The organism is Paenibacillus sp. Dod16 (genome assembly GCF_049893405.1).
In the GTDB taxonomy this organism is placed as follows: domain Bacteria; phylum Bacillota; class Bacilli; order Paenibacillales; family Paenibacillaceae; genus Paenibacillus_AQ.
The window spans coordinates 48,152-61,120 of sequence record NZ_JBNDYG010000018.1 but is presented as its reverse complement, the minus strand read 5'-3'; the positions used below and the strand labels follow the sequence as shown (position 1 = coordinate 61,120).

The 12,969-nt window shown below is 50.1% G+C and carries 14 protein-coding genes and 1 riboswitch; of the genes, 4 read left to right on the top strand and 10 right to left on the bottom strand.

The window, feature by feature from the left end; translation table 11 throughout:
* Nucleotides 1-394 precede the first annotated feature (394 nt).
* Complete coding sequence (locus ACPV3A_RS15395) at nucleotides 395-997, top strand: nitroreductase family protein (protein ID WP_194543645.1); 603 nt, start codon at nucleotides 395-397, stop codon at nucleotides 995-997.
* 185 nt (nucleotides 998-1,182) lie between these two features.
* A riboswitch (TPP riboswitch) is annotated at nucleotides 1,183-1,285 on the top strand.
* 84 nt (nucleotides 1,286-1,369) lie between these two features.
* Nucleotides 1,370-1,975: a YkoF family thiamine/hydroxymethylpyrimidine-binding protein gene (locus ACPV3A_RS15390; protein ID WP_426200155.1), complete on the top strand. Its 606-nt coding sequence runs from the start codon at nucleotides 1,370-1,372 to the stop codon at nucleotides 1,973-1,975.
* Between the two features lie 72 nt (nucleotides 1,976-2,047).
* On the opposite strand, the gene ACPV3A_RS15385 is transcribed toward ACPV3A_RS15390, so the two are convergent.
* Both ACPV3A_RS15385 and ACPV3A_RS15380 read right to left on the bottom strand, forming a co-directional pair.
* On the bottom strand, nucleotides 2,048-2,146 hold the full coding sequence (locus ACPV3A_RS15385; protein ID WP_194543647.1) for a YjcZ family sporulation protein: 99 nt from the start codon (nucleotides 2,144-2,146) through the stop codon (nucleotides 2,048-2,050).
* A gap of 117 nt (nucleotides 2,147-2,263) precedes the next feature.
* Nucleotides 2,264-2,962, bottom strand: coding sequence for a nucleotidyltransferase domain-containing protein (locus ACPV3A_RS15380; protein ID WP_194543648.1), 699 nt, complete (start codon nucleotides 2,960-2,962; stop codon nucleotides 2,264-2,266).
* 144 nt (nucleotides 2,963-3,106) lie between these two features.
* On the opposite strand from ACPV3A_RS15380, the gene ACPV3A_RS15375 reads away from it, so the two are divergent.
* The gene (locus ACPV3A_RS15375) at nucleotides 3,107-3,829 is read left to right on the top strand and encodes a class I SAM-dependent methyltransferase (protein ID WP_426200154.1); all 723 of its coding nucleotides are present in this window, start codon (nucleotides 3,107-3,109) and stop codon (nucleotides 3,827-3,829) included.
* Nucleotides 3,830-4,012: 183 nt separating this feature from the next.
* On the top strand, nucleotides 4,013-5,263 hold the full coding sequence (locus tag ACPV3A_RS15370; RefSeq protein ID WP_426200153.1) for a methyl-accepting chemotaxis protein: 1,251 nt from the start codon (nucleotides 4,013-4,015) through the stop codon (nucleotides 5,261-5,263).
* 199 nt (nucleotides 5,264-5,462) lie between these two features.
* Here ACPV3A_RS15370 and ACPV3A_RS15365 read toward each other — a convergent pair whose 3' ends face one another.
* The 8 genes from ACPV3A_RS15365 to ACPV3A_RS15330 all read right to left on the bottom strand — a co-directional run bounded on the left by ACPV3A_RS15365 (nucleotide 5,463) and on the right by ACPV3A_RS15330 (nucleotide 12,964).
* Complete coding sequence (locus ACPV3A_RS15365) at nucleotides 5,463-6,023, bottom strand: histidine phosphatase family protein (protein WP_194543651.1); 561 nt, start codon at nucleotides 6,021-6,023, stop codon at nucleotides 5,463-5,465.
* A complete protein-coding gene (locus ACPV3A_RS15360) occupies nucleotides 6,020-6,484 on the bottom strand; it encodes an NUDIX hydrolase (RefSeq protein WP_426200152.1) in 465 nt (154 codons plus the stop codon). The genes ACPV3A_RS15365 and ACPV3A_RS15360 overlap by 4 nt, the downstream gene beginning before the upstream one ends.
* A gap of 2 nt (nucleotides 6,485-6,486) precedes the next feature.
* Nucleotides 6,487-7,194 (bottom strand): class I SAM-dependent methyltransferase, encoded by a 708-nt coding sequence (locus ACPV3A_RS15355; RefSeq protein WP_426200151.1) that lies wholly within the window; start codon nucleotides 7,192-7,194, stop codon nucleotides 6,487-6,489.
* 107 nt (nucleotides 7,195-7,301) lie between these two features.
* The gene (locus ACPV3A_RS15350; RefSeq protein WP_426200150.1) at nucleotides 7,302-7,850 is read right to left on the bottom strand and encodes a nucleotidyltransferase family protein; all 549 of its coding nucleotides are present in this window, start codon (nucleotides 7,848-7,850) and stop codon (nucleotides 7,302-7,304) included.
* 411 nt (nucleotides 7,851-8,261) lie between these two features.
* Nucleotides 8,262-8,447: a hypothetical protein gene (locus ACPV3A_RS15345; protein ID WP_074961828.1), complete on the bottom strand. Its 186-nt coding sequence runs from the start codon at nucleotides 8,445-8,447 to the stop codon at nucleotides 8,262-8,264.
* Nucleotides 8,448-8,693: 246 nt separating this feature from the next.
* Nucleotides 8,694-9,605, bottom strand: coding sequence for a ribokinase (gene rbsK / locus ACPV3A_RS15340; RefSeq protein WP_426200178.1), 912 nt, complete (start codon nucleotides 9,603-9,605; stop codon nucleotides 8,694-8,696).
* A 22-nt stretch (nucleotides 9,606-9,627) separates the two neighbouring features.
* On the bottom strand, nucleotides 9,628-11,748 hold the full coding sequence (locus tag ACPV3A_RS15335) for an ADP-ribosylglycohydrolase family protein (protein ID WP_426200149.1): 2,121 nt from the start codon (nucleotides 11,746-11,748) through the stop codon (nucleotides 9,628-9,630).
* Nucleotides 11,749-11,809: 61 nt separating this feature from the next.
* Nucleotides 11,810-12,964, bottom strand: a complete 1,155-nt coding sequence (locus ACPV3A_RS15330; RefSeq protein ID WP_220684533.1) for an ADP-ribosylglycohydrolase family protein — start codon at nucleotides 12,962-12,964, stop codon at nucleotides 11,810-11,812.
* Nucleotides 12,965-12,969 lie beyond the last annotated feature (5 nt).

Below are 12,969 nucleotides of genomic sequence, written 5' to 3'. Positions count from 1 at the left end.
GAATCAAAATCAATTAAATTGTTCATACAAGTATATTTTGTTCATGAATTGTTCATAATATGAAGTTAGGTGGAGACATAGCTTATATCCTCAGGACAGAATCACACTTTGGTTAAATCTCCCTTTAATGCAGCTTCTGCAATGATGAGACTTCTCTAAAAACGACTGTTTCAATTCTTATTAAATGGATAAGAAAAATTATATAAAGTCGTTGACAATTCCTCTAAGTTATATTAATATCCTAACAGAATTATTATTTCTAACTAAACGTAAGTTAGTGTGGAATAATAATTGGTTTTATGGCTAATAACGTAAAATGCATATTTGCTTGTAGTAAGGGACATCTTCTAATCAGGCGTATGCAAATTCGATTACACCAGGAGGTTTTTTTTCAATGTCTAAAGATTTTTCAGCTGCACTCAAAAATCGCCGTTCTTATTACGGGATTAGCAAAGAATCCGTTATCTCGGACGAGCGTATTCAGGAAATCGTAAACGAAGCGGTTAAGTATACTCCGTCTTCTTTCAACTCCCAAAGTGCACGCGTCGTTGTATTGCTTGGCGAACAGCACGATAAACTGTGGAACATCACGGAAGGCATCCTGAAGGAAGTTGTTGGCGATGAAGAAGCATTCAAATCCACTGCCGACAAAATGGCTTCATTCCGCGCTGGTTACGGTACGGTACTGTTCTTCGAGGACAATAACGTCATTGCGGGGCTGCAACAAAGCTTTGCCGCTTATGCCGACAATTTCCCGGTTTGGTCCAACCAATCCAACGGCATGCTGCAATTTGTAGTATGGACATCCCTTGAAGCAGAAGGTCTGGGCGCATCCCTGCAGCACTACAACCCGCTGATCGACGAAAAAGTAAAAGCCGAATGGAACGTCCCGGAAAGCTGGAAGCTGATTGCTCAAATGCCTTTCGGTAAGCCGGTTGCTGAACCAGGCGAAAAAGAATTTGCACCGCTTGAAGATCGCGTGAAAGTATATAACTAATCAAACAGATGAAAAAAGCCGCCTCCCTAAGTTCCTGCAAATGGGACAGGCGGTTTTTTTTATAATGGGCAAAGATTGAAAAACCGATGGCAAAACGATACAATTACACAGGTAAGAACCCTCGAACTTCTACGGTAACATGAAGCTCCGGGGCAAATCTTGCGGTAACCAACTACATAAGATATTGGCTGTACTAGGGGTGCCATGTGCTGAGAGACGGCGGGCTGCCGTTAACCCTTATCACCCGATCTAGGTCATACTAGCGTGGGGAAGTGTAGCATTTATGTTTATTTCTTTTCGTAGGCATAACTGCACCTTCTTCATGGGGTGCGGTTTTTTTGCGTGGACTTATATAATGGGGAGGAAATGAAAATGAATGAGCTTGTTTGCGGAACCAGCCGGATCGTCGGATGCCGGTTCTCGGTATTTCCCATGACAGACCGGTTTGTGGAGGTCATCCTGGGCGCTCTACAATCTGTGGATGCGGGAAAGGTGTGGATTCAGACAGACGATGTGAGCACTTGTATTCGTGGACGTGCAGAGCATGTCTTTGATGTTACAAGAGCGATATTCGCCCATGCTGCGGCGAGTGGCGTGCACACTGTTTTTAATGGCACTTATTCCATTGGCTGCCCCGGAGATACGGACGCCGATGTATATATGACTGAGGATTCAACCCGCTTGAACAACGACATCGGAGAACATGCCGATATGGAGACTGCCTGCCAATTCGCTCTTTACCCCATGGGTACGGACAACTACATGGATGTCATCTACAGTGAAGTAAATCGTGCGAAGGCAGCCGGTACGTTCGCCGGAAGCATTCATTACGCCAGCCGGTTGGACGGATCCTTATCCCGGGTGTTCGGGTCTCTTGAAGAGGCGTTTTTGCATGCGATCCAATCCGACAGCAGCCATCTGGTCATGACTGCAGTGGTGTCCGCTCACAGCCCCTCGGTTAAAGCCGCATCGAATTGAGTTCGATTGAGGCAGACAAAAGCCCGGCATGCGCCGGGCTTTTCTGTCACTACTGCCAAGAATCTTGACGGTTTAAACCCAAGCACTCAAGATGATTACGAGCAGGATAAAGAGAACCAAAATAATTCCTACTGAATTGCCATATTCACCGCCGCCATATACTCCGCTCATGAAGATCCCCTCCTGGATTTAAAGTATGCCGTGATGTAATCACACTATTATAGTATTTCCTGCGCCTTGCTAGCGTCACGGCTAATGTACCTCTCTTTATCTATTGGCATCGATATTTTATTCCTCATAACCGATGAGAAGTTTCCCTCCGTACGGACGGAGCATTTCCTCGGTAAATGCCATTAGAACAGAAGGATCATCTTGGCGATACATCGCCGCGAGCGCTGTTTCCAATCGCTCTCCTAAAATTGTGTCAAAGCGGTTAAACAGGCGGAACAGCGTTTTCCCTTCACCCGTCCACTCCCGGTTCACCCTAAGTACAAAATCACAGAGAATCGCGGCTATTTTGTGCACCGTAAACCATTTTTCACCATCGCTTCGGGGACTCTTCAAGTCCAGCATGTACTCGGTTAGCACATAACGGTAGTCGTTAATATCGGTTATCGTCAAGGGCAGAGGTCCGTAATCCAAATCGCTTTGGGCTTCCGTCCGCACCTCTTCCCCCTCGGGCATAAGGCGCAGCACCGTCCCTTCTGCGATCATCCGCTGAAATGACGGATTCGCCGCGATCACTCCCTCGTCAAAATATTCGCGATAGGAGGATAAAGACAATATAAAGATTTCCGCGATCCATCCATGCGCCTCTATCGTCCTCCTGCTGAAATCATGACCCTCTCGTTCAAGGACCATAATGTCCAAATCGGATTGTTCATTATATTCGCCTCTGCTCGCGCTGCCGCCAAGCACGGCAAGCAAACAGTCGGGATAATCGTGTTGAATGACGCGTTCCGCTGCCTCTACCGGTTCCATCCTCATGACGTTTCCTCCATTATGACTCTGATCCTCCCGAAAAAAGGGCTCAAAATATCTAATTCAGCTAAAACCCTAAACGTACCTGAATCATATGGTAAATAAACGATTACCCTCATGTTGATGACAAGGGAAGAAGGGATAGATGAGATGAACTACATTCATATGCTCTCTAAATTAGGCATGGGCAGTGCCCACCCGGGAGGATTCGAGGCAACCCTCAGAATGCTGAAGAATTATCCCATTCAACCGGGCAGCCGCATTCTGGAGGTGGGGTGCGGAACTGGCAGAACCGCATGCCATCTTTCGGAGATGGGGTATCAAGTGACAGCTATTGATCTGAACGAAAATATGATCAAAAAAGCACGAGCACGAGCCGAAGCGATGGAAATCGACGTGCAGTTCCATCAAGCCGATGTATGCGCATTGCCTTTCGAGGACAACCAATTTGATCTGATCATGGCTGAGTCTGTTACCGTATTTACGGATACTTCGAAATCGCTGCCCGAATATTACCGCGTTCTGGATCGCGGAGGCGTCCTGCTGGACAGAGAATTACTGCTAGATAAACCCATGCCGGAAGCAAAGCTTCAGGAACTGCTCGAATTCTTCGGAATACCTAATCTGATGATGAGAGAAGAATGGACGGAATCCCTCTTGGCTTGCGGGTTTAAACAGGAAGAAATTCTGGAGTACAACCACTTCAATGAGCAGTTAAAGGAAGAGCAGACACGTCATCTGGATACATTTGAACAGCGTGATAAAGGACTCCTGTTCGATGTTGCGCTCTGGGAAACGCTGTTCAAGCATGACCGCATGATTCTGGATAATACCGATTATCTCGCTTCCGCCTTATTCCGGGCAGTAAAATAAACCTTTTCATATCTGTGCATCAAGTGGGGATTCGCATATTTGCTACGTGTCCCCTCTCCCTCCTCAACTTCAGTTCTTTCGACCTAATCCAACACTTTTTGTCAATTCGTCCTATCTAGTTTTGCCCGTCGATGCTATAATCATGGTAAATATATCCTATGTTATTGAGGAGGACTCATTCTTATGGCATGGTTCAACAGACTCCCTATCTCACGAAAAATTACTGCAGCCTGTTTTCTCATCGCCGCTTTGTTTGCGGTTCCAATGCTGCTTGCATTTATTCTAATGGGTAAAGCAATCATTGGCGTGGTCATCGTGGTGGTACTAACCGGTCTTACTTTTCCTCTTTCTCGTCTTATTGAGAAAACGCTTACTAACTCCTTTGCGGAAATCTCCAGCGTTTCTGCCAAAATCGCTAAAGGCGACTTCACCTTCCAGGTTGAAGAGGTTGGGGGCATGAACGATCTCAGCAGAACATTCAACAGCATGGTGGACAAGCTTCGTAAAATATTGCAGGAAACCTCGGATATTACGCGTCAGGTCATGACCTCAAGCTCCAATATCTCGATTAAAAACCAGGAGCTCATTCAAGTGATGAATCAAGTCTCCTTATCTTCCAATGAGCTGGCCGTCGGGGCTAACGAAATTTCGGAAGACGTAGCCGAAATGACACATTCCATTGGCGAGATCGAGGAGAAGGTCAGCAACTATACGCATTCAACCCAGGAAATGAATACCCGTTCGATCGAAACGCTGGGACTGGTAGAGCAAGGAAGGGACTCCGTCGCCAAGCAGTCCGCAGGAATGCAGCGTAATATTGACGCAACGGCCAAAGTCGCGGAGTCCATTGATGCACTGGCCCGGAGTGCCAGAGGAATTACCCAGATCACGGAGACGATCTCGGAACTTGCCGATCAGACCAACTTGTTATCCTTGAACGCATCCATTGAAGCGGCAAGAGCAGGCGAGCACGGCGCCGGCTTTGCCGTTGTCGCCCAAGAGGTGCGTAAATTGGCCGAAGAATCCACGTCATCAACACGGGAAGTATTCAATCTCGTACGGAGCATCGAATCGGACGTGAAACATGCCACCCAGAACATTAAAATTAATGAAGAGGTCGTCAGGCAGCAAACCGAAATGATCCGTGAAGCTGAGCTGGTGTTCATGGAGATTGTAAACAGTGTGCAGTATATTTCGGAACAGATCGCCGCTTTCTCCAAGGAGAGCGAATCCATGCTCGAAAGTGCGAAGAGCATTTCTTCCGCGATTCAGAATATATCGGCAATCACGCAGCAATCCGCCGCGGGAACGGAGCAGGTGTCGGCATCCATGAATGAAGGCATCTCATCGATCCAGAAGATGGCCGAGGAAGCGGAAGCAATGAATAATGCCGTTTTCCGGCTGCAAAAAACGATCAACATTTTCAAATTTTAAGTAAGGTACACGCTACATAATGTATACGCGCTTTCGAAGCGGCAACGAGCCGAAATGCAAAAAATGGCTGTGCTAGGATAACATCCTGAGCACAGCCATTCTTCATTGGACACATTTTCGAGTATGACGAACCGTCCGTCAAGTGAGCAAACCGTCGTAGGGGGCAGCCCCCTTTTATATCATGCAGCGTACTCCAGCCCTATGGCTCGTTCCATAACCGCGCGATATTCACGAGCCGCCCTTCCTCAAACTCGGCTCGGTAAATATCCGGCAGCGTCGTACCTAGCCAGAAATGATAATCGAATCGTTGATCATAATGCTGCAGCATGAGTGTCATAATGTCGCCGTGGGTGCCAATCACGACAGACTTTCCGATATGTTTATTCAGGATTTCCTTTAGCACCTGGACTGCTCGGCTTTGCGCGCTTTTGCTGGATTCCCCTCCGGGGAAGGAGATAGTTGGATCCTGAAAAAGGATCTTCTTGGCATCGAGGAAGGAATGCCCCTGAAAATCCCCGACCTTCCGTTCCCTTAAGTCCTCTTGCTCCGTAATCGGCAATCCCAAAGCGTCCGCCAATGGTTGAACCGTATCCTTGGCTCGCTTGTAAGGGCTTGATATGATAGCGTCAATCCCTTCTCCCAGGAGCACATCCTTGACTCGAACCGCAGCGAGGGAGCCCTCGGTGGATAATCCCCGCGACCTTTCCTTCCCATGGATAAAGGGAGATTCCGCATGTCTCACAAAATAGAAAGTCGTCATCCTTCAACCTCTGCTTCTTTTGAAGTCTCACCCTTTAATACAGGCTCCATCATCATCTCCACAAACGGTGTTAACGGTAACAACCCCAATGAATCCAAGGGAATCCATTTAGCTCCTAATGAGTCTTGACCGTCTCCGTCCGTTTTGATTACGGCTTTATCATTCAGCAGCTCGACATCATACATGATACCGATGTGATGCAGCTCTTCCATCTGATTCGCTTCATACTGGTATACGATCGTATAGGAGATAGCCGTCCGTATACTGCCCTTTATTGGAGAAAGCCCGGTTTCCTCTATAAATTCGCGCTGCAGCGTATGCTCCGGCTCTTCTCCGAACTCAATGGAGCCGCCCGGTAAATCCCACTTCCCCTTGTGCGGCCCTCTCGCTTTCTGGATCAACAGGATATGATCATGCTGAATCAATACTCCATAAACGCCGAGATGCGTATGTTTCACCACAGTTAACACACTCCTTTTCTTGCAGTGAAGGTGATCCATTGACTTCGAAAAAGTACGTCTCTCCCACCCTTCACTTCTTGAATATCCTGCTGCACCTGACGCCTCGTTAAGATCTCCCAATCCGAATACAGCTCATCGAGGATGGAAAAGGCTCTGTCCGCGGACAGATTCAGCTCGATTAAACCTTCCTCCTCCAGGCCCGTTTCCTGATCGATTTCCTTCACCTCTGTGCTCATCATGATGCAGTGTATGCCCTGGTGCACGGTTCCTGCCTGCATCTGTTCGATCTTGGACACGAAGGCATCCTCGGAGCTCATATGCTCCAGGCATGAGCATGCAATGACGTAATGATAAGTATCCACGGCAATGTCATAGTGCTCTACGTCTGCCACAATGGCCTCAAGGTTGGAGCTTACGCCATGTAGTACCGCATACTGCCGCAGCTTCTCGACTGCCGATGGCAGCAGATCTACGCAGACGACCTGCCCGTTCGCCGCTTGGATCCGCTGCGCAACCGGGATACTGTTACGCCCGACGCCACAGGCCAGATCCAATACCCGCGTCTCATGAAACGACAATAATTCCAGATGATCCAGAACCGTCTGCACGGGCTTGGCTAACCAGCTCCCAGGCTGAAACAATACGGTTTCTTCGTACAGAGTCTCGTGATACAATATTTCCTTTTGACGTGCGCGGTTGAATATGTCCATTCGATAGCCCCTTGTTCCGGCCGTTATAAGGCCTACCTATAATTTCAACACGGACAGCCGATTTCCTTGCTCACCGCAACTCCTGCTAGGATATAGGGTATCCTTATCTAATCATCCCTTATCGTTAGCTGCGGCCACTGATCCTTCCATTGCTTCTTCGCCACCCGATCCAAATAATAGCTCCGCTTATGAAAGTTAGGACTTCTGCGAACCCGAAGCGCAAATAAATCCTCCAATCCGTAAGGACAGCAGAGCTCAAGCGCTCCTTCGATGTTCAACCTTGCTCCGACCGCGGTCGCCGTCTCCGGCCAATAGGTTAACGCTGCATGGGTCGAGTTATAAGGCTCATCTCCATTCTTCACATGCATTCTGGCTTGATTCTTGACTGACCATTTCGGGTTCGCCGTTGTTGTTCTAAGAAGCTCTTCCAATCGAATATCCCGCGCTTCAGACACATCTTCCGGATCGAAATACACGACATCAATATCCGTATGTCGATCCGTCCCTTCTAACCCATGAAGCAGGTCCCACACATAATTTCGAATGTAGCCCGCTGCAATATAGCATTGCGGCAGTCCTAAGTCGCGAACGCTGCCCAAATCCGTCATCAATTGCTTATGCCGGCTTATGTATTCCTTTAACCGCTCCTCTAACATCCATCCACCTCCAGTAACCTGATGTTATTCGCCGCCCACTTGTCATTCATTTTCCATAGGTTGTTACATTGGCTAGCCGCAACTTGAATATGAGCGTAACCCTATAATCCTGTATCCGTGAAAAAAAGCATAGACCGCTTCACGAGGAATACGGTCTATGCACGCTCTTTGGTAAAACTATTATATTCCACATAATCCCTGAACGGCAAGACAGGCAGGGATTATAGCCGCAGCGGGTGCCACCCGAGCTGCATGCCGGACAGAAACCTGAGCATGCACACTAACAGCTGCTGAGCCGGTTTGATTGCGGTATGTTCCTGTAAGGGAGCTTAAGAAACCGTATTTCGAGTTATGCGCGAGATTTACAAGATTATCCCATCGTTCGTGCAATCAAGGCCGCTGTTGTGACAACTACACAGCCGCGTCAACCCGCTCCTGCGAAGCGCCGTCACAGCGCTTGCACACTTTCAGGGCAGTCCCGTCCGATTTGGTCCGGGGATACAACAGTTTAGTCCGGGTACTCTTGCACACCGGGCATGTACCGCGGGCGCGAGTTGGTAGGTTCCACAAGGATTTGCCTCTTTTTTGTTTTGCCATGAAGATACCCCATTTCATAGATTCATTATCATCACTCTTACATATATGAAAGGGTTCGGCAGAACATGTCGGGCAGCTCCATTTAGATCTCACATGACATGGTTCACAATCACTGCAGCCTCATCAGGTCCGGAATGAATGGCGGATCGTCGTCATCGTAGGCCTATCGCGCATATTTGAAATGCGAGGGGGAATATAACAAAAGCGAGAAGGCAACCAAGACGCCCTCTCGCTTTTTGCAACGAATTATTTATTTATAAAAGCCATAATCTCTTCCTTGGACGGTATAGAGGCTTGTGCGCCTGGCCGGGTTACCGTCAGTGCAGCCGCTGCAGTTGCAAACTGAAGGGCCTCTTCCGTCTCCTGTCCCTCCGTGCAAGCCGCCGCATAAGCACCGATGAAGGTATCTCCTGCCGCCGTGGTATCCACGGGTGTGACACGGAAAGCCGGAACGGTGAAACGCTCACCTTTGGCATTCCCATAGAAGCAGCCCTGCTCACCAAGGGTGATAATCACGTTGGAGGTGCCTCTGCCGATGATCGACGCTGCCGCTGCATCCGCTGTAGCAGCGTCCTCCACCTTCAGGCCGCTCACCACTTCCGCTTCGGTCTCGTTCACAATTAATGTATCGATCAGCGGCAGCACGTCATGAGGGACCTCTCGCGCAGGCGCCGGATTCAGCCAGACGCGAACGCCTGCCTTGTTGGCCGATTGGATAACGTACTGCGTCGTCTGCCACGGAATTTCATTCTGCAGCAGCACGGCATATACTCCATCCCATTTCACCACTGCCGCTACGTCTTCTTCAGTCAACTGCCCATTTGCTCCTTCCGACAGCACAATATAATTCTCGCCTTCCTCGTTGACCGTGATGATCGCCATCCCCGAGGTGCCTGTCTTGGAGAGGACGGAAGTAACGCCAACGCCTCGTTCCTCCAAAGAAGCAACCAGGGTCTTCCCAAATGGATCAAGACCAACCGCGCCGACCATGGCACAATCCGCACCTGCCGAGGCTGCCGCCACCGCCTGATTCGCCCCTTTCCCCCCAGGAAAAAAAGAGGTGCCTCTGCTATGAATCGTTTCCCCGGGCCGGGGGAACTGCCCTACAGTACTCACAACATCCATATTAATGCTGCCAATGACAACCAGCTTGCGCAAAGATAATCCGCTCCCTTCTCTCTTATACCGACTTCGGCTCTGATGTACGAACACGAACATCCTTGATCTCATTCTCGCCGTCATCCAAGCAGCCAAAGCCGAACATGCCATGTCCATAAGCGGTTTCCTTGCATTCCAGCACATTCTCTCCATTAATATACAAGATGAACCGATCCTTCTCGGACACCAGCTTCAGGCGGTATTCTTGACCCAATGCCCAATCGTATCTTGCAGTAATCAGACGCTTGATCCCGAAATCCTGTTTGATAAACGATACGGAATTGGGCCCGTCGAACCCGGCCAGATAATGACGCATGACGCCCTGCGCTCTTGTAATCAGACAATGGCTGGTGCCGGATATCGGTTTGATGGTCGCTTCAATCTCCATATCTTCAGCATAGTAATTGCCGGAATAGGACGAGGTATCTCCTTGCGATGTACAATGCATCGTTCCATCACGCAGCTCCCATGTTCCTCGATGATGCGAGAATGGCGTGATCGAAGCGAATTCTTTGGCTTGCTTGGCAAAATCGATCGTATAATCCGCAGCTCCCGTGATGCGGAATTGCCCGACGAACAAACTTCCGATGGCACGATTCAATAGCGGCGACGTGCTCTCGAGTATCCAGCCGATCTCATCAATCATGGCACCTTCCGTATCCGGAATGACGAATTGAACAGCGTTCCACTCTCCGCACACGGGAGTAAACGCAGCCATACGCACGTCCTCCTGCGTATAGGTATTGCGTACATACGGAGTCAAGGTAATTGGTTCGCCTTCCCACTGATCCACATAAATGCGGGCGGATACGGTCTGCCCGCTGTAGGCCAGAGGGGCAAAGGTCGGCTTATATTTCTCATCGTTAAACTCCGCCCGGCGATAGAACGGTTTATAGTAGATCTTGCTGCTGTCCCCTTCCACCAGTCTGTCAAAAACCACTTCCAGCGATCCTCTGCTATCATAAACATGTTTCGTCGAATGGCGAACGACCGGCGTTTTGAAGGCATGGCTCGTCCGGAATCCATGCGTAGACCCCGGCAGGTCGAAATCGAAATACACCTCGCCCTGCCTCACCCGACGTGCCAGCTCTTCAGGTGCTTTCTCTCCGTTGAGGCGATAGCCAAGCAGTGCAAGCTCTTTGGCGAATGTCGGAAAATCCACCAAATTCAAATAGCCAGACACGCTGGAAGCCACGATGAAGTCATTGATCGGCTTGCGGTAATGTTCGGGAATACCCGCCAGACCTCTGTAAACACCGAGGATCGTTCCCACATTGCCTGCATTGCAATCGGTGTCCCAGCCGCACATCGACGCGATCTCAACCGTGCGCGCATAATCTCCCTCGCCATACAGAAGGGCAAGCACGCACACACCCGCATTCGGGATAATATGGCATACGCCCGTATATTTATCGTATCCCCAATGGTCCTCCAAGTACTGGCGGCAAGCGCGGAAATCCGAGGGCTGCTCCAGGTGGAAGTCCATGACGGCGTGGACCACGCGCGCATAGGTGGAATCATCCGGAATCATGCGCAGGCCTTCCGCAATAATCTCATCCATGGACGAAGCATCAAAGGCTTTGGCGATGCAAGCAGCCATGAAGCGGGCACCATACAGCCCGTTGCCGTCGTGGGAGACGCTGGCCGCTTTTTCCGCGTAATCCGCTGCTTTCTCCGCCTGACCCGGGAAAAGCAGGCCCCAGGAATCGATGAAGATCTGGCCGCCGATCTGCTCCGCCATCTCCGTGCCGTTGACCTCGATCGAGCCTGAACGAGGAGCCGGAATGCCTTTGCGCAAATTCACATAGGCGCGGTGCTCGGTGCTGATATCCTCACCGCCCCACCAGAACATGCCGATCCCTTCCCTTGCGTAATTAAGCCATGCTTTGCCCACATCCTCCGGCTCAAGCTCACGATCTGTCGCATCGTCATAGAGCGCGCGGATAAAGAAAACCGGACCGTTGGCGTCATCGTCGGCGGCAAAGGTTGTATACGGCTTCACGTAATCCCGTATATCGCCGTAGACGTCCCGAATGCGTTCATACGTCCAAGCCACCGGTTCGATGGGAGCACCGAGCCTTATGCCAATGTTCATACCGATGAATCCCGCATATACCGTCTCTACATAATGTCTAGGTATCATTTGCTCTCCCTCCTATTTTAAGCATTTTCTCTATCCGTTGTGGTTCTTATTGCTGTTAAAGCTAACGACTCACTATGGCCTTCCGAGACTCATTGATGCGAATATCCTCCTCAATGATCTTCAAGGCTATGCCGCTGAACCGGTCGGCGATAGCGCACAGGTCCAAGCGGTTCACCTTATTCAACTGCTTAATATCTTCCTTGCGGATAACCTCGCTGCCATACATGGCGCCCAGGATCACCCCAGCCATGACGCCGATCGAGTCGGTGTCACGTCCGGAGTTAACCCCGTCCAGAATCGAACGATAGTAATCACCGTCATTGAGAACGATAAACGCCAGTGCCATCGGCAGCTCTTCAATTGACCATAGGCGGCTGGGCGTATAATGGTTGCTCGGGATGCCAACCTTGTCGATGTGGCGGCTCACGTCATCGCCCATCGGCGAATATTTAAGCATGATCGCTTGAAACACTTCGATCACTTTGTCCATGTCATCCCGCTGATGCCGCATTTCGCGGGCAGCTTGCGTCATTTCCACAATGGCGGCTTTCGTGCCGTCTTTCGCCAGGCTGATGGCAGTGCGGACAATATCGTCCACACTCACCCCCGGCTCAAACGCCTTCGCCACGCAAGCGGCCAGAACGCCCGCGGCTTCCAGGCCGTAACTGCTCTGGTGACCCATCGCAAACAGGATGGCTTCATCATAAGCCGCCTTTGGATTGCCCGCATTGACGATCCCGATCGGGGCGATGTACATCGCCGCCCCGCAGTTCACCATATTCCCGATGCCGCCTTCTCTCGGATCGCAGTTGGCCAGCACATGGCGCATGAAGATATATTTTTCCGGATAGAACAACCGGTCAATGATCAACGTTTCCTCATTCAGCTCAGGGACAAACGTCTTGCGGAACGCGATCTCCTTCACGAATTCATTGCCCATATCATAGGCATCCAGATGCCTGCCCTCGGTAAGATACACGTTCATGAGCGCAATGGTCATCAGCGTATCGTCCGTGACAATGCCATCGCCTCTTACACGGCCAAGCCGAGCGTCGGGGGGCAGATCCATCTTATGCCATCTTGTCATGAGGGATTCCACGCGTCCGTACTTGGACTTGATCTCCCCGTACGTCAATTTCTCGATTGGAGCTCCCATTGCGTCTCCGAGCGCGGTGGATATCACCACGCCCCTCACCCGGTCACGAAATGAAGTCATAGTTA